Annotated in this window: 17 protein-coding genes; 7 read left to right on the forward strand and 10 right to left on the reverse strand. The window is 46.9% G+C overall.

All coding sequences use genetic code 11. The annotated features are described in order from the left end of the window. Nucleotides 1–2: 2 nt before the first annotated feature. From BLU03_RS02105 to BLU03_RS02135, 7 genes are all read right to left on the reverse strand, one after another. The gene (locus BLU03_RS02105; protein WP_076569359.1) at nt 3–785 is read right to left on the reverse strand and encodes an enoyl-CoA hydratase; all 783 of its coding nucleotides are present in this window, start codon (nt 783–785) and stop codon (nt 3–5) included. Further along, nucleotides 778–1,698, reverse strand: coding sequence for a hydroxymethylglutaryl-CoA lyase (locus BLU03_RS02110; protein WP_076569357.1), 921 nt, complete (start codon nt 1,696–1,698; stop codon nt 778–780). Before BLU03_RS02110 ends, BLU03_RS02105 begins: the two co-directional genes overlap by 8 nt. Nucleotides 1,699–1,708: 10 nt before the next feature. Continuing rightward, nucleotides 1,709–1,918 (reverse strand): acetyl-CoA carboxylase biotin carboxyl carrier protein subunit, encoded by a 210-nt coding sequence (locus tag BLU03_RS02115; RefSeq protein WP_076569355.1) that lies wholly within the window; start codon nt 1,916–1,918, stop codon nt 1,709–1,711. Between the two features lies 1 nt (nt 1,919). Beyond that, nucleotides 1,920–3,266, reverse strand: a complete 1,347-nt coding sequence (locus tag BLU03_RS02120; RefSeq protein ID WP_093105225.1) for an acetyl-CoA carboxylase biotin carboxylase subunit — start codon at nt 3,264–3,266, stop codon at nt 1,920–1,922. 19 nt (nt 3,267–3,285) lie between these two features. Continuing rightward, the gene (locus BLU03_RS02125) at nt 3,286–4,920 is read right to left on the reverse strand and encodes an AMP-binding protein (RefSeq protein ID WP_093105228.1); all 1,635 of its coding nucleotides are present in this window, start codon (nt 4,918–4,920) and stop codon (nt 3,286–3,288) included. Nucleotides 4,921–4,941: 21 nt separating this feature from the next. Then, nucleotides 4,942–6,084 carry an acyl-CoA dehydrogenase gene (locus BLU03_RS02130; RefSeq protein ID WP_008592418.1) on the reverse strand — a complete coding sequence of 381 codons (1,143 nt, stop codon included), beginning with the start codon at nt 6,082–6,084 and terminating at the stop codon, nt 4,942–4,944. A 67-nt stretch (nt 6,085–6,151) separates the two neighbouring features. After that, on the reverse strand, nt 6,152–6,778 hold the full coding sequence (locus BLU03_RS02135; RefSeq protein ID WP_093105231.1) for a TetR/AcrR family transcriptional regulator: 627 nt from the start codon (nt 6,776–6,778) through the stop codon (nt 6,152–6,154). Between the two features lie 180 nt (nt 6,779–6,958). Here BLU03_RS02135 and BLU03_RS02140 point away from each other — a divergent pair, with 180 nt between their 5' ends. From BLU03_RS02140 to BLU03_RS02150, 3 genes are all read left to right on the forward strand, one after another. Continuing rightward, nucleotides 6,959–7,957 (forward strand): aldo/keto reductase, encoded by a 999-nt coding sequence (locus tag BLU03_RS02140; protein WP_008592425.1) that lies wholly within the window; start codon nt 6,959–6,961, stop codon nt 7,955–7,957. Between the two features lie 173 nt (nt 7,958–8,130). After that, nucleotides 8,131–8,469, forward strand: coding sequence for a PadR family transcriptional regulator (locus BLU03_RS02145; RefSeq protein WP_008592428.1), 339 nt, complete (start codon nt 8,131–8,133; stop codon nt 8,467–8,469). After that, nucleotides 8,466–9,005 carry a DUF2812 domain-containing protein gene (locus tag BLU03_RS02150; RefSeq protein ID WP_093105234.1) on the forward strand — a complete coding sequence of 180 codons (540 nt, stop codon included), beginning with the start codon at nt 8,466–8,468 and terminating at the stop codon, nt 9,003–9,005. Before BLU03_RS02145 ends, BLU03_RS02150 begins: the two co-directional genes overlap by 4 nt. 89 nt (nt 9,006–9,094) lie before the next feature. Here BLU03_RS02150 and BLU03_RS02155 read toward each other — a convergent pair whose 3' ends face one another. After that, nucleotides 9,095–9,613 carry a YfiT family bacillithiol transferase gene (locus tag BLU03_RS02155; RefSeq protein WP_076569342.1) on the reverse strand — a complete coding sequence of 173 codons (519 nt, stop codon included), beginning with the start codon at nt 9,611–9,613 and terminating at the stop codon, nt 9,095–9,097. A gap of 45 nt (nt 9,614–9,658) precedes the next feature. Next, nucleotides 9,659–10,009, reverse strand: coding sequence for a hypothetical protein (locus tag BLU03_RS02160; protein WP_008592433.1), 351 nt, complete (start codon nt 10,007–10,009; stop codon nt 9,659–9,661). Between the two features lie 145 nt (nt 10,010–10,154). On the opposite strand from BLU03_RS02160, the gene BLU03_RS02165 reads away from it, so the two are divergent. From BLU03_RS02165 to BLU03_RS02180, 4 genes are all read left to right on the forward strand, one after another. Next, nucleotides 10,155–10,997, forward strand: a complete 843-nt coding sequence (locus tag BLU03_RS02165) for an aldo/keto reductase (protein ID WP_234972552.1) — start codon at nt 10,155–10,157, stop codon at nt 10,995–10,997. Nucleotides 10,998–11,094: 97 nt separating this feature from the next. After that, complete coding sequence (locus BLU03_RS02170; RefSeq protein WP_093105237.1) at nt 11,095–12,048, forward strand: glycosyltransferase family 2 protein; 954 nt, start codon at nt 11,095–11,097, stop codon at nt 12,046–12,048. Then, a complete protein-coding gene (locus BLU03_RS02175; RefSeq protein WP_008592438.1) occupies nt 12,032–12,406 on the forward strand; it encodes a GtrA family protein in 375 nt (124 codons plus the stop codon). The genes BLU03_RS02170 and BLU03_RS02175 overlap by 17 nt, the downstream gene beginning before the upstream one ends. 13 nt (nt 12,407–12,419) lie before the next feature. Continuing rightward, nucleotides 12,420–15,002 carry a YfhO family protein gene (locus tag BLU03_RS02180; RefSeq protein WP_093105240.1) on the forward strand — a complete coding sequence of 861 codons (2,583 nt, stop codon included), beginning with the start codon at nt 12,420–12,422 and terminating at the stop codon, nt 15,000–15,002. Between the two features lie 195 nt (nt 15,003–15,197). Here the strand turns inward: BLU03_RS02180 and BLU03_RS02185 are convergent, their stop codons facing one another. Then, nucleotides 15,198–17,318 carry a peptidoglycan D,D-transpeptidase FtsI family protein gene (locus BLU03_RS02185; RefSeq protein ID WP_093105243.1) on the reverse strand — a complete coding sequence of 707 codons (2,121 nt, stop codon included), beginning with the start codon at nt 17,316–17,318 and terminating at the stop codon, nt 15,198–15,200. Between the last annotated feature and the right edge of the window lie 33 nt (nt 17,319–17,351).

Here is a 17,351-nt window from a genome sequence, read left to right on the forward strand (position 1 = left end):
CCTTATTCTCCTCGATACACAGGCTTTCTTTTCTCAGCGAAAGCTGTCAGTCCTTCCAGACGATCTTTCGTAGGAATCGTTTTTCTGTAGCTCTTCTGTTCTATATACAAGCCTGCTTCAAGATTCGTCTCCATTCCCCGGTCGATAGCTTTTTTAGCTTCCCGAACTGCCACCGGCCCGTTTCCGGCGATCGTCCGCGCAAGATCTTTCGCTTCTTCCAAAAGGGTGTCCGGTTCGTGAATATATTCAGCAATCCCGAGGTCATAAGCCCGTTCCGCATCTATGGGCCTTGCAGTATATATGAGCGACTTGGCCTGTCCTTTTCCTATCAGACGGGAAAGACGCTGAGTCCCTCCGGCTCCGGGTATAATAGCGAGAGAAGTTTCAGTCAGACCGACCCGGGCCGACGAACTGATCATTCGAAGATCACAGGCAAGAGCCATCTCGAGACCTCCGCCGAAAGCTGCCCCATTAAGTACTGCTATAACGGGTACCGGGAGTTCCTCGATCATCCGTACCGTTTCCCCTATCTTCTTGACCGTTCCGGTTACCTCTTCATCGCTCATCCCTTTTCTTTCTTTTAAATCAGCCCCTGCGCAAAATGCTTTCGTACCGTTCCCCGTCAACAGGACGACGCGAATATTGTCATCTCTGTTCACTTTTCGAAGTGCGCGCTGCAGTTCATCGAGAAGTTCACGGGAGAGAGAATTCGCAGCATCCGGACGATTCAGTGATAGCAGAGCTATATGTTCTTCAATACGATCTATCGTTACGGTTTTACCCATCGTTCCGCCCTCCTTGTCTGTTTCTGATCTGCATCTGGTGGCTTGGCAGTTCTTTGGATAATCTGGACTGGATGAACGTCGCCGCCTCTGCCAGCTTCTCCTGATTAACTCCGGTCTCTATCCCCATATCTTCAAGCATGTGGACAAGGTCATCCGTTGCGAGATTTCCGCTGGCTCCATCTGCATAAGGACAGCCGCCAAGGCCTCCCAGTGCTGCGTCGAATTTCGTAATTCCCCGTTCGAGTGATACAAGAACGTTGGCTAACGCCATCCCCGACGTATTATGGAAATGCATTGCTACCTTTGAAAAAGGAACATTCCCCTCCATCTGCTCAAGAAATTCATCTACCTGCTTCGGATTGGCAACACCGATCGTATCGCCAAGAGACAACTCATCAATGCCCATTTGGAATAACCGGTTGCTTACCTCGAAAACACGTGAAGGAGCAATCTTTCCTTCATACGGGCAGCCGAACACTGTCGAGACATAGCCCCGCACCGTTTTTCCGGATGCCTTTGCTTCCCTCACTACTTCTTCAAGAACCGGGTACGTTTCTTCAATCGTTTTATTTATGTTCTTTTTATTATGAGTTTCACTGGCAGACATGAACACACTGACCTCATCCACATCGGTACCAATCGCGTTCTCAAGTCCTTTTCTGTTCGGCACAAGAGACGCATAGGTAATGCCGGGGGTGCGGGTAATACCTTCCGCTACCTCACGGGCATCCTTCAGCTGAGGGATCCATTTCGGATGTACAAATGAAGAAAATTCGATGTAATTGAGTCCTGACTGTGATAAAAGGTTAATCCACTCAATTTTGTCTTCTGTAGCGATATTTTCCCCTTCGTTCTGCAAGCCGTCTCTCGGCCCAACTTCCCTGATTGCTACTTTTTCGGGCATTTCAAACATCCAATCCCCCCTATTCCAGTACCGCCAGCACGTCGCCTTCATTCACGAAGTCGCCTTCCGCGACTTTGATTTCTTTTACTTTCCCGCCTTTTTCAGCCGGAATGGGAATTTCCATTTTCATAGATTCCAGGATTGCGACATCGTCTCCTTCGCTAACCTCTGCACCTTCTGCTACGTTCATTTTCCATACGTTTCCTGCCATTGAAGCTTTGATTTCCATGTTATTGTCCTCCTTTATAATATTTTTCCACAAATGCAGTCGTAGTATCTCCTGCTCTGTACCTTTCATGCCGGATCACTTTTTGAAGCATAGGTATGTTCGTTTTGATTCCTTCGATCCGGAACTCATCCAGAGCATCCGTCATTCTCTCTATCGCCTGCTCCCGGTCACGGCCTGTCGTGATCAGTTTGGCTATCAGAGGATCATAATAAGGTGTAACCTCTGATGAGCCATGAACGGCCGTCTCCAGTCGGACACCTTCCCCTTTCGGAAAGACGGCCGTAGTTATAGTACCCGGTGAAGGAAAAAAACGTTCCGGATCTTCTGCATAAATCCGTACTTCTATCGCATGGCCGGAAATAACCAGGTCGTTTTGAGAAACGGCAAGCTTCTCTCCGTTTGCAATTCTGAGCTGCGCTTCCACAAGATCAAGGCCGGTTATCTCCTCTGTAACCGGATGCTCGACCTGTAGACGTGTATTCATTTCAAGAAAATAGAAATTCTCTTCCTCATCCACGAGAAATTCTATAGTACCGGCATTTACATATCCGAGAGCCTGCACCGCTTTCAGACCGGCTTCCCCCATCTTCTGTCTGGTTTTTTCCGATAGGACCGGAGATGGTGCTTCTTCCACCACTTTCTGATGCCGACGCTGAATAGAGCATTCCCGTTCAAACAGGTGGACAGCGTTCCCGTGGGCATCGGCCAGCACCTGTATTTCCACGTGACGCGGTTCTTCGATCAGTTTTTCGATAAACATGGTACCGTTACCGAAAAATGTGGCGGCCCGCTTCTGATTCCCTTCAAAAGCTTTCTCTAGTTCTTCCGGGGAATGAGCAGCCTGCATACCGATACCTCCTCCACCTGCGGAAGCTTTCAGCATAACCGGATAACCGTATTCCCCTGCGGTCTTTTTCGCTTCCTCCGTGTCTTCCACGGCTTCTTCCGTGCCGGGGATAACGGGAACACCCGCTTTCTTCATTTCCTTACGGGCAGCGATTTTATCTCCCATTTTCCCCATGACATCAGCACCGGGGCCGATAAAGACGAGACCGGCCTCCTTTGTCTTTAGAGCGAAATCGGGATTTTCACTTAAAAGACCGTAGCCGGGGTGGATAGCTTCCGCCCCGCTGCTTTTTGCGACTTCGATAATCTTCTCCATATTCATGTAGGAGTCCTTTACCGGAGGCTTGCCGATCTCATAAGCTTCATCTGCCTCTGCAGCAAAATTTGCATCAGCATCAGCTTCCGAATAAACGGCCACTGTCGAAATTCCGAGCCGTTTACAAGTTCTTATTATGCGCGAGGCGATCTCCCCCCGGTTGGCAACCAGTACTTTTTTGAACATCTCGAATCTCCTTTCTTCCTTAACGTCCGATCATATCGACGGCGGCTTCTCTCAGCTTGAATTTCTGTATTTTACCGCTCGCGGTCATCGGGTATTCGTCAGTGAAGTAAATATAAGCCGGGATTTTATGTTTGGAAATTTCCCCTTCAAAGAAAGCCCTTACATCTTCCTCGGATACTTCCGAATCCTCTTTCGGAATGATCCAGGCCATAATTTCTTCGCCGTACGTCGCGTCCGGTATTCCTACAACCTGTACGTCGAGCACATCCGGATGCTGATAAAGAAACTCTTCGATTTCCCTAGGATAAATGTTTTCTCCCCCACGGATAATCATATCCTTCATACGTCCGGTGATTTCGACGTACCCGTTTTCATCCATTTCGGCTATGTCACCAGTATGGAGCCAGCCGTCCGGATCGATAGCTGTTTCCGTTGATTCTTCGTCTTTGTAGTAACCTTCCATCACGAGATAGCCTCTTGTGCATAACTCTCCGGGCATTCCGCGCTCCGCTTCATCCCCGGTGGCAGGTTCAACGACTTTCACTTCCACGTTCGGGTGTGCTCTTCCCACACTTTTCACCCGCAGATCAATCGGGTCGTCAGGTCTCGTCTGTGTTATGACCGGGGAAGACTCCGTCTGGCCGTATGCAATAGTTATCTCTTCGACGCCCATTTCGTTAATGACACTCTTCATCACTTCCATCGGGCAGGTCGACCCGGCCATAATACCGGTGCGCAGCGTATCCGGTTTGAGATTTTCGAACTCCGGATGGTTCAGCTCGGCTATGAACATCGTCGGTACACCGTGAAGAGCTGTACACGATTCATCTTTCACAGCCTGGAGAACAAGTTTCGGCTCGAACTGTTCGATGACTACCATCGTTGCCCCTTTTGCGACAGTGGCCGTCGTCCCCATGACACAGCCGAAGCAGTGGAAAAACGGCACCGGGATGCACAAACGGTCTTCGTCCGTCATATTCATACAGTCTGCTACCTGATTGGCGTTATTCACAATATTGTAATGGCTCAGCATAACCCCTTTCGGAAAACCCGTAGTTCCGGAAGTGTACTGCATATTGATTACATCTTTATAAGAAAGGGTGGCTTCTCGTTCCCGGAGCTCCTCATCCTTCACTTCTTCTCCTTTGACAATCAGATCCTTCCACGTGTAACAGCCGGGATATTCCTGATCTCCAAGCACAATTACGTTACGAAGGGCCGGGAGCTTCTCACTGTGAAGGTTACCTTTCTCCGAATGATCGAGTTCCGGGCAGATTTCCCTGAGAATGTCGACATAGGAAGTTCCTTTATACGACTCAGCCATGATCAGTGTTTCGGAATCAGACTGCTTCAGCAGGTATTCGAGCTCCTTCGCCTTATAACTCGTGTTCACTGTTACAAGCACGCCGCCCATCTTACCGGAAGCAAATTGGGAGGCCAGCCATTCCGGCTTGTTGTCGGACCATACCGCAAAATGATCCCCCTTCCCGATATCGAGAGCCATCAGTCCTTTTGCCACCTGATCGGTCCACTCATCCAGATCTTTATATGAACCCCGCAGCCCTCTTTCCGGAAAAACGAACGCTTCTTTTTGCGGCATTTTTTGCGCTTTCTCTCTCAACAATTCACCCATAGTCACTTGCAGTAAGCTCATCCAATCCCTCCTTCGTTATATTCAGCAACCGAGCTGGCGAGCTATGACCATCCGCTGTATTTCAGAAGTACCTTCACCGATTTCGAGAAGTTTTGCATCACGCAAGAACCGTTCCACTTCAAACTCTCTCATGTAGCCGTATCCTCCGTGAATCTGAATCGCCTGGTTTGCAGAACGAAAGGCCGTCTCCGATGCAAACAGTTTTGCATAAGCGGATTCCTTCGTGAACGGCTTTCCTTCGTCTTTCAACCACGCCGCTTTCAGCACCATGTTACGGGCCAGTTCCACTTCCATCGCCATATCAGCCAGTTTGAACTGAATCGCCTGGAATTTTGAAATCGGTTCGCCGAACTGTTTCCTTTCCTTCGCATAAGCAAGAGCACGATCAAGAGAAGCCTGTGCAATACCGACAGCAAGAGCCGCTATGGAAATTCGCCCTCCGTCCAGTGTGTGAAGGAATTGGCCGAATCCTTTTTTCGGGTCTCCGAGTATGTTCTCTTTCGGAACTTTTACATCTTCCAGTACAATCTCTGAGGTGTTAGAGCCGCGCACGCCCATTTTGTCGTAATCACTTCGAATCGTCATTCCGGGAGTATCCTTCGGAACGATGAATGCAGAAATGATATTTTTACCGTCTTCTCTTTTACCGGCCTGGGCCGTAATAGTTATCGATCTCGCATATTCAGCGTTTGTAATCCAGGACTTCTCTCCGTTCAGAACGTAGTGATCCCCTTCCAGAACCGCTTTCGTCTGTGTACCGCCCGCATCCGACCCGGCGTTCGGTTCAGTGAGACCGAAAGACGCAAGCCCTTCACCTTTTGCAAGAGGTATCAGGAATTCCTGTTTCTGCTCTTCCGTACCGAAATAGTACAGGGGACTGGCGCCAAGAGATACGGCTGCCGCATAACTTAGACCGGTGGAGCCGCACACGCGTCCGATTTCTTCGACCGCCAGCGCATACGTTACCGTGTCGCCGCCGCTTCCCCCGTATTCTTCGGGGAACGGGATGCCGAGCAGCCCCAGTTCTCCCATCTCTTTGAACAAGTCCTCCGGAAATTCAGAATTTTTATCTATGTCTATTGCCCGGGGTGCTATCTTCTCTTCCGCAAAATCACGAACCATTTTCCTCGTCATTTCCTGTTCTTTCGTCAACTCAAAATTCATCAGCTTCCTCCTTTTATCTCTTGAGACCGACTGGTTGGTCTGTATAGAGCGCTTTTTATGAAATCGCTTACTTTTTACCGTAAAAAAAAGGGGGCCTCTGCTCCACTCCGGATACACCTCCGTGACCCGGCAGAAGAAAGTGAAGTACCAGATCCGTGAACACTTCAGCTATCTCTTCAATCGTATGGCTTCCCTCTCTCCGGTACCACTTATTCAGCCAGTTGACCATACCGAGAATAGCCATACCGGTAATTTCCGGAGGGAGTTCGTGACGGAATTCGCCTTCTTCCTGCCCTCTTTTTACGACGGCGATGACCTTATCCTTGAACTGGTCCCGTTTTCTGTTGATTTCGTCTTCGAAGGTTTCGTCAACGTAGTTACTTTCCTGGTAGAATACTGTGATGTGAGACTGGTATAAGTCAAACACGTGCACAAACGAACGTATAATTTCCTGTATCTGCTCCACAGGGGACTGGTGTGTTTCAGTAGCTGCTTCGGCTTCTTTCAGCACATATGTAATGAACGTGTCGTGAATAACGAACAGCAGCTCATCCTTGGATTGAAAATGGTGGTAGAAGCCACCTTTGCTGGTTCCCGCCTCTTTTACAATCTGATTGACACTGACGCGATGGAAGCCTTGAGCATCGAACAACTTAAGAGCTGTCTGAATGATTTCTTCCCTTAACTTCTGCATACACCATCCCCTTCGTAATGAATGTACGTTCATCTTATCATATAATTAGAAAATTACAAAATATGTGTAAAGAACATTTTCTTTCGTACTTTACGGCCTCCCCCGCAAGTAATGTTATCTCTTTCTTTGTTTCCCGTTACCGAATACAGGGAATGCTGCATTTTTAGAGGAGGGAAAAATATGCAGAAACGAAAACTTGGAAAGAGCAATGTAGAAGCCACCCGTATTGCCCTGGGTACGTGGGCGATCGGAGGTTCCGGCTGGGGAGGTACGGATGAACAGGAGTCCATCCGGACAATCAGAACAGCTATTGATAAAGGAATAACGATGATTGACACTGCCCCCGCGTATGGTGAGGGTCTTTCTGAAGAACTGGTCGGAAAAGCGGTCAAGGAGTCCGAAAAAAGCCGGGAAGACCTCGTTATCGCCACCAAGGCGGGAATCAACTTCGAAGGTGGAGCTTCCCGTGATTCAAGGCCCGGTAAACTCGAGAATGAATTGAACAGAAGTCTTCAACTGCTACAGACGGGTTACATCGACGTCTATCAGATTCACTGGCCGGATACGGATGAGCCGATTGAAAATACTGCGAAAAAAATGAAAGAGTTTTTCGATGAAGGGAAAATTCGGGCAATCGGGGTCAGTAACTTCAGCCCCGAACAAATGGATGAGTGGCAGAAATATGCTCCTATCCATACGTCACAGATGCATTTGAATATGTTGCAAAGATATCTGATCGACTGGTTCGAGTACTGTAATCGACACGACATCGCAACGTTATCCTGGGGGTCTCTCGCCCACGGGATGCTTACCGGTAAGTTTACAAAAGATGCCGAATTTCCGGAGGGAGATCTGAGAAGCAACATCGAACTGTTCCAGGGTGACCGGTTCCCTGCGTTTCTCGATGCCGTAGAACAACTGAGGGATTTTGCGGATGAACGGAATCTTGACCTGATCCAGCTTGCCGTACGCTGGCTGATGGATCATGAACCCGGCGCTGATTTCGTTCTCTGGGGAGCAAGAAAACCTTCCCAGCTTGAAGGTGTGCAAAAAGCGGATGAAGCAGAACTGTCCAGTGAAGATTTGCAGGAGATTGATAACATTCTGTATAACCATGTCAGCGACCTGAACAATGGAGACCTGAATGAATACGGGCCGCCGCTTCGTTCCGAAAAATAATAATCAGATATGCGACAGGCTGTGCGAAATATCCGCACAGCCTGTTTTTTGTTTAACAATAAAAGCTTCATCTTAAAATGGATATTGCTTTTCATATCACCTAATGATATATTTCACCTAATGATATATTTCACCTAATGATATATCATTAGGTGATATGAAAGGAGAAGAATATGGCCAGAAGAAATAGTCTCAATGAAAGGGAATTAACGGATACTTCTTTTTTTATCCTTCTCTCCCTGACCGAACCGAAGCATGGATATTTAATTATGCAGGAAATCGAAAAAATGACAGAAGGTGCTGTCAGTATCGGCCCCGCTTCCCTGTACACAACTATAAGGAAACTTTCAGAAGCAGGTCTGATCAGACCCGCACCCGGTACCGAAACAAAAAAGAAAACGTATCTCATTACAACAGAAGGAAAAAATCTGCTGAATGAAGATATCGTTCGGCGAGAACAGATTGTTCGGACTGCTAAAGATTATTTAAGTGAAAGGGAGAATGCAGAATGAAAAATATAAAATACGTCAGTTCAGGCGGACTTGCTTTTGAGGAAGAAAAAGATATGCGTAAACTGGAGCGGTATGCAGCCGAGGGATGGGAAGTCGATGGCTTTTCTCTGCTCGGTTATAAACTGAAAAAAAACGACCCCGCGGAACGAATTTATGCAATAGACTATTGCAACAAACCGGACGAAGAGTATTTCACTTACTTCAGGGAAGGCGGTTGGAAACACGTCGCCAGTCAGTCAAACTACATTCATTTATTCACTGCAGCCCCCGGTACAACCCCTTTGTATACAGACAAGACGACGGAAATCGATAAATACGAAGTTCAACAGCGGATCACCGGAAAAGCTGCCCTTCCGTTACTTATAATAGAAGTCTTATTACTGTCGGGGGCTTTTGGCGATTTCAGCTTTATAGCCCCGTTTATGAATAAAGTGTTTCTCGTTTTATTTTTCATCCTGTCGGTGCCGCTCGTGTTCACAGGACTGCCGTGGTTCGGATTTACGTACAGGTTATTCAAATTACGGCATTCGGGATAGCCGACGACATTAAACAACCTCCTTCTGCAGCTATTGTTGCGCAGAAGGAGGTTGTTTCTACTCGTATTATCGGTCGGCTCCACGGTCTGTTACTTCACTTCCATACCGAGAGCTATTTTAATATGGGCGAAGTGATGCTCTTCGTGCCAGGAAAGTTTTGCAACTTTGGTAGCTACCGTAATTTTACCGGTATCTTCGTGTATGAAATAACGCTGCAGCTGATCTTCTGTGAGACTGTGGCCAAGAGCTACGATTCGCTTGTTCATCCCTTCAAGCATTCTTATGGAAGGCTCCACTGGAAGTGAATTGTCCGCAAGTTCCAGCCACTTCTCCTGATCGAATCCCGGTACTGTCGGAGCATCGTCGGTCAGTGCAAGTTTTAATCTCTGGTACATATTCAGCTGAGAGTCCGCTATATGATGAACAAGCTGACGGACGGTGAAACTTCCCTCGCGATACGTTTTCGAAAGTTCCTCCTCACTCAGATTCTCCACTGTGTCTCTCAATCTGTCCGTATAGGTTTCGATTTCATTCAGCCAAGTCCTGATATCTTCAAGTGTCACCTGGTCCGGCACCTGCAATTCACCGATTGGAAATTTTACATTCATGTTCATTCTCCTTCCTTTGTAATGAAATCATTGTGTGAACGCACACTACATTAATGACCGTTCATACACAACTTCCCCGCTTACGAGATTCACCGCATCCACACTCATTGTAAGCACTTCGCCCGTTTCCTCTTTTTTCGCTCCCCATAATCGTATATCACTGTTGAGATCGTCATCCTGATAAGTTATTTTTACGGTACGAATATCTCCGTCACTGCGCTGCTTCAACTGTATCACACATTCCTTGAAGAACAACGTCTCTTTCTGTTGCGTGAGTATATAGTCATTAAGCATCTGTTCCAGTTCAGGGAAATCGATACCATTATTTTGCAATCCTTCATTTTCAAATTCTTTCACATCTGTAAAATGGTGCAGCATTTTAGCTTCGTTTTCCACACTATCCCTCCGTATCTTAGAGTCATTCTACCTGTTTTCCCTTTAAACGTCTCCGGAAAACGACGTTGCTTTTGAAAGTTTCCTCTTTCCTTGTAGTTTGTGCCTTCTCTTCAGGAGGAATATAATAATCAAGGAGGGGTTATAGTTGAATAATTCAATTCCAGAACTTACATTGCGGGATGGTATGACAATGCCGGCGTTGGGGTTCGGCACATACCGCCTGAACGGGAATGACGGAGCTGTCTCCATCCAAAGCGCTATTGACATGGGGTACCGCCTGATTGATACTGCATATAATTACGAAAACGAAGGAACGGTAGGAGAAGCGGTGCGCCGCAGCAGCGTTCCAAGAGACGAACTCAGAATCACATCCAAACTTCCGGGCCGTTATCACGAGTACAATAAAGCTGTCGCTTCCATTCAGGAATCTCTTTACCGGACCGGTCTTGAGTACTACGATCTCTACCTGATCCACTGGCCCAATCCGGAACAGGGGAGATTTACCGAAGCATGGCAGGCGTTGATTGACGCTAAGAAGTGGGGGCTCGTCCGATCCATCGGAGTCTGCAATTTTCTTCCGGATCACCTGGAGCAGTTAATGCGGGAAACGGACGTCACTCCGTCCATCAACCAGATAGAACTTCATCCTTTTTTCAATCAGAGGGATCAGCTTGCCTATCATAAAGAAAAAGGCATCCAGACACAGTCCTGGAGCCCGCTCGCCCGTGTGACCAACATTCTGGGAAATGAGACGATACAATCCATTTCATCCCGTCACAAAAAAAGTGTGTCCCAGATTATTCTAAGGTGGCATTATCAGTTGGGGACGCTTCCCATACCAAAATCCTCTTCCCCCGAAAGACAGCGTGAAAATATGAACATCTTTGATTTTGCGCTGGAGGAAGCGGAAATGAGAATTATGAATGAACTTACAAGAAGAGATGGCAGACTGAACGGGCAGAACCCTGCTACCTACGAAGAGTTTTGAAACAATTATGAACCTTCATTTCCCTTTCACAACAGGGTTTCACAGTTCCCGGGACAGGGAAGCTGGATAGCATCAGGCCATCAGACGGAGGGTAACCATGGAAGAATTAACGGTTTCAATTATCATTCCTGCTTTTAACGAAGGAAACAATATAAACAGGATTCACAAAGAACTAAAAAAAGAATTTAGTTCTCTTCGGTATGATTTTGAGATAATATTCGTCGATGACGGCAGTAAAGATGATACACTTGCGAGAGTGCGTTCGCTCGCATCGGAGTGTCCGGAGGTGAAATATCTTTCTTTCAGCCGTAACTTCGGTAAAGAGCCTGCTCTTATTGCCGGTCTTCAGCATGCCAAAGGAGGATCGGTCATTATTATGGATGCCGACCTTCAGCACCCCCCTTCCCTTATCCCCGAACTTCTGGAAGGATTTGAGGAAGGCTTTCAACAGGTCGTCGCCAGGCGGAACAGGGTAAAAGAATCCAAAGTACGTTCTTCTCTCAGTTCCCTTTACTATAAACTGGTCAATAAACTGGCCCAGGTGGACCTGGTCGACGGCGAAGGAGATTTTCGTCTGCTTGGCAGACAGGCAGTCGATGCCATTCTCGCCCTCAGTGAAGGGAACCGTTTTTCCAAGGGGTTGTTTTCCTGGATCGGTTTTGATAAAAAGGTAGTGAAATTCGATAACGTACAGCGCGATGAAGGGAATTCCACCTGGTCCCTCGTTGACCTGTTTGAATACGGTATAGAGGGAGTGCTGTCCTTTAACCAGCGGCCTCTCCGTCTCGTGTTTTACGCAGGGTTTTTCATCATGGGTCTGAGCCTTGTTTATATTCTGATCATGTTCGGACTCATCCTTTCACGGGGGGTGGAAGTACCCGGGTACTTCACCACTATCTCTTCCATCCTGTTTCTCGGGGGAGTACAATTAATAAGTCTCGGGGTTATTGGGGAATATGTCGGAAGAATTTATATGGAAACGAAGAGACGCCCCCATTACCTGATCAAGGAAAGTAACACAGAAAGGGAGACCTATGAAGAAATGGAATAATGAATTCACCCGCTTCGTTCTCGTGGGCGGTCTGAACACAGCAAACTACTATATATTTTATCTGCTATTCTATAACGTACTGGAGTTTTATTATTTAATCTCCCACATACTCGCTTTTTTCATCAGTATGGTAATTTCGTTCTTCTTGAATGTGTATTTTACATATGGAGTAAAGCCGACCATTTCAAAGTTTTTACTGTTTCCTTTCACTCAGTTCGTTAACATGTCGGTCTCTTCACTTCTTGTTTTCGTATTTGTCGACCTGTTCGGTTGGAATGGAAACATCGCACCTCTGGCTGCTGTGTTCTTTACAGTGCCGATCACATTCGTAATAACCGGGAAAATTTTAAAAAGGTAGGTCAAAGGTAAGCATGACAAAAAAACAGCTGATCACGTTAGTAACCTTCAGTCTTGTCATTTCAGCACTGGCTCACGGATTCTTTTTATATCAGTGGAGCGAAGGCCACTACATGGTAGGACCGAATGACGGCCTGTCACAGATGGTCCCTTTTAAACAGATGCTTTACGAACAGTTCACCGGCGGGGATTTCTTCTATTCCTATCAATTCGGTCTGGGAGGAGATGTATACAGCCAGCTCGCTTATTATTTCAGCGTGAATCTTTTCTTCTATTTAACCGTGGCTGTTGTATTCCTGTTGGAAACATTTTCCGTCATCGGTGAACCGGATGTTTTGTTCTGGGCTCAGAGTGCGGTCTTTTTAAGTGTAATCAGAATGAGCTTCGTTATAATATCCACCACTTTTGTATTTCGTTACTTCACGAGCAAACTGGTTCCTTCCTTCGTGGGAGCTGTTTTTTTTGCCACTGCCGCGAAGTATTTTCAGCACGTCACATACTGGGAGTTTTTCGGCGATGCTTTCCTCTGGCTCCCTCTGCTTATACTGGGGGCCGAGAAAGTCATCAGGGAAAACCGGCCCGGCTGGCTGATCGCTGCGACAGCTGTCTCCTTTTTCGACAATTTCTATTTCGCTTATATCAACGGGTTCTTTACAGTCATTTACATTCTTCTCAGATGGCTGCTTCCTCTTCGTAAAAAGGAGATGCCGAAATTCAGCCAGATCAAAGTCTACATAATAGCTGTGTTACTCGGATTCTGCATAGGCGCTGCAGGTTTCGTTCCGGCAGTGAGGAGTTTTCTTCAGAACGTGCGTCCTCCCTATACCGATGAAATACCGCTGATTGAGAGTACTACGAACATTCTGTATGACAGCCTGTATTTAATGGTGCCTGCGTTATTTGTTCTAATGCTCGTATTAAGGCCCCTTTATAAAAATAAAAATTTCCGGTTCTTTGCGGTATTGGGTCTCATTATAATTGTCCTTCACTACATTCCGTATGCAGCCAGCTTCTTCAACGGCCTCTCTGCTCCGCAGCACCGCTATGAATATCTGGCCGCATTTGCAATCGGCGGGGCGATAGCCAGCGGCCTACCCGAACTACGGCACATCAAAGGTAAGAAACTTCTTACAGGTGGAGCATTTACAGTTGTATTATACGTGCTCTTCCTCCTAACGGATCACGGGCTTGCCTGGTCGGATGAATGGGCGCTTCTTTTCCTGACGTGGGCAGGGTTTACTGTACTTGCAGCTCTCGCAACGACCCGATATGGAAAAAAAGGGTTCTTTTTTCTCATTATCGGTACGATTACATTTCAGCTTCTTTCCATGAATATGTATCAATGGGACAAACTATACACAGGCGGAGAAGTGTACAAGAGCTCAAAAGATTATATTACGAGCGAAGACTACAGAGGGAAAGAACAGCGGGAATTGATTGAACGGACGATGAAAGACGCCGGTTTCTCCCGAATAAGCTGGATGGCAGACGGCAGGTACAACACACCGCTTATCCAGGATTTTTACGGGACGAGTGCATATTCAAGCATTTTGAACGGGAATTTACTGAATTACTATTATCATGATTTGGAAATTGATATGAAAAAAGAAAGCGTGAGCCGCTATGCCGGCTTCGGGGACCGGGCGAACCTGCACAGTCTGTGGCAGGGTGACTATTTTATGTACGAAAAAGATAGTGTAAAAAACGTTCCTTATGGATTCAAGTCTGCTTCCGAGAGCGACAACTACATTATTTACAAAAACACGAACAGCCTTCCATTCGTACAGACCTCCGGTACTATTTACAGTGAAGAGGATCTCGAGGAAAGTCACCCTCTTGCGCGTGAAGCAGCGATGATCGATGGCATGGTAATAGAGGGAGCAGACAGCACTGCCTCCTCCCCTCCTGTCCGTAACAATTATATCGAGAGTACGGAAATCACCGCCTCCGGGGCCACTTATAAGAATGACACCCTCGACGTTCAGGAAGAAGAAGGCGGTATCCATTTAACACTACCGGATTCTCTCATGAATTCCGATGCAGAAGACATTTACGTTTCCTTTTATCTTCTTAACAACAATGAAGAAGCTCCGTGGTTTGCCCTTTACGTGAACGACTTCCGTACATCGCGCAAATCGGAGGATTCCATCTATAAAACGGGCGTAAATGATATTACCATCCGTGTGCCGAAAGAAAAAGAAATATCGATCCGCATGCGCAAAGGAGAATATACGCTTAAAGATATAGGAGTATACGCTGAAGATTATCAGGAACTTGAAGAAGCCGCCGGGAATAACAGCCCCGGAAACGTTGAAATAAACGATAATCGTATCACTATAGACTCTTTGGACGTCGATAAAAAAGGTTACCTTGCCGTTCCCGTCCCTTATGAGGATGGATGGTCCGTAAAAGTGAACGGAGAGAAAAGAGAGACTGTCCAGGCTAATTACGCCATGATCGGAACTGCTGTTAAACCGGGAGATAAGGTGGTTGAATTCACTTACCGTCCCCCTTACTTCAATCTGCTGATTATCCTTTCCATCGTTTCTGCAGCAATAAGCATAGGCTGGTTACTCATAAGAAGGAGAAAGATATAAGAACTCCCCGCATAGTTTGAGCGGGGAATTTTTTCGACTCTTTCCTTACCTTCAATCTGATCCGGCTTCTCTGAAAGGAAGGAAAAAAAGATACGAGTAGAACGGAACGTAATTCTTTCTGCTCACCGCTAAAAATAAAAAACCGGACTGGAGGTCCGGTTTTTTTTTCGTGTCGACACAGTTGCCTGAGATAGTTCATTCGTTCTCAATATTATCATTGGACTCATTTTTCTGTTCTTTCTCCTTCTTTTCTTTCTTCTCGGCCCGTTCCTCCTTGAGCTGAAAATAAGCTTCGGCCACGCGGGCACCGATGTGATAGTTCGGGGATACATCTGCCCCGGAATCAAGGTTAGGTACGATGACCGAAAAAGCGATCTCCGGATTCTCGGAGGGAGCGTACCCTACGAAGGCTTTGTTCGTAAGTTCCACCCGGCGGGTGCCGTCCCCGGAGGAATTTTCCAGGTATTTGTCTGTCTCCGCAGTACCCGTCTTACCGGAGATGTCATACTGTCTGTAACGGTCGTTGTTAAAAACGCTCGAAGCGGTACCTCCGGGAGTCTGCGTAACCATTTTGAACCCTTTCTGGACTCTTTCAATGTACTCCTCATCCATGTGGAGACTGTTTTTTACATTTGGCGAGAAATCTTTGTAGATATCCCCGAGTTCTTTACCGGAGCTTGCCGGTTCGTGGATGGAAGTGACGAAACGCGGCTGCATGCGGTATCCTCCGTTAGCTATTGTAGAGACATACTGATTCAACTGCATCGCAGTATAACTGCTGTACTGTCCGATCGCTGAACGCATTACATCCGACCCTGTAGGATCGCTGCCTTCAAGACCCGTCGCTTCATAAGGAAAATCTATGCCGGTAGGAACACCGAGTCCGAACTGATGGAAATTGTATCGGATCAGCCGATTCGCTTTCTCCTCATCCATCCTTAACGGCTGGTTCGGCTTATAGTAATAGTCTCCAAGGCGCATAGCGATGTTATACATATAGACGTTGGATGAACGCTGCAGAGCCTCAAGATCATTCACGTTACCGAGTTTTGAGTACGAGCCCATATCTTCGGAATCAGGGAATTCGAGCGGCCGGTCCCGGATCGTCGTGCCCGGATCGATGACGCCTTCTTCGAGACCTGTGAGCACTGTGGCTCCCTTCACTACTGAACCGGGAAGATAAGCATTATAGACGCCCTGATGGGAAGAATCCGTGAATTTCTCTTCGTCTCCGGAAGGGTTTTTATTAACGGACTGGCCCGAAACCGCTAAAATCTCCCCTGTGTCCGGTTTCGATACTACAGCTACGGCATTTTCCAGATAAGAATTACCTGGTACAGCTTTCGCAAGCTCTTCTTTCACGATTTCATTTACACGCTTCTGGTATTCAATATCGATAGAAAGCACAAGATCTTTCCCGCTCTTTCCTTCGCGGATCACTTCGGTATCTACGACATTATTATTCCGGTCCGTCGTATGTCTTACTTTTTCTTTCACTCCCCGCAGTACTTCTTCATACTGCTGTTCAAGTCCGCTTGTACCTACGCGGTCATTACGGCTGTACCCGAGAGCGAGGAATTTTTCCAGTTTTTCGCGGGGGACACCCTGTTCACGGGTGGAAATGTTTCCAAGGTAGCTTTTGAACACTTCCCCGTTCGGGTAACGGCGTTCCCAGTCCGAAGCCACGTTGATACCCGGGAGTGACGGGAGATGCTCTGCCACCCGGGAGTATTCTTTTTCTGATATGTTTTCATCTTTCACGACATGTGGTGCGAGGGCATACGCTTTATTCAGTTCTTTATTGATGGCTATCACCTGCAGGGTTTCCCCCTTATAACCATCCACATCCTCTTCCGTGACGGCTGCCAGCTGAGCCTGATATACCTCACCCGAGTCGAGATTTTCCATATCCTTGTCCTCTATCCGCTCTTTAACCACGTCCGGATTTTTCAGGAAAAAATATTCTTTTTTATCTCTGAGACGAATTCCTTTAGTATCAAGCTCGATATATTCGCTTAATTTTTTTGCCAGTTTCAGTTTGTCCTCTCCCTGAACCCCTTTTGGCGGAGTATATGTAATCGAATATTTGGAATCGTTCTCGACTACAATTTCCCCGTTTCTGTCGTACATCTCCCCTCGTGGCACCGGGGTATTGGTGGTTACGTTTTCCGTGCGATCGATCTGATCCTGTGCCGACTCCCCACTGAGAATCTGTATAACACCGAGCTGCAGGATGAGAACGGCAAACAGTATAAAGACAACTAGAAATATAATGTTCAGACGGAATGATAAATGCTTTTTCTCTTTTTTACTCACGTATATATTTCCTTCTTTCCATGAGAGTCTTTT

It is taken from the genome of Salimicrobium album, from assembly GCF_900107115.1.
Classification (GTDB): Bacteria; Bacillota; Bacilli; order Bacillales; family Halobacillaceae; genus Salimicrobium; species Salimicrobium album.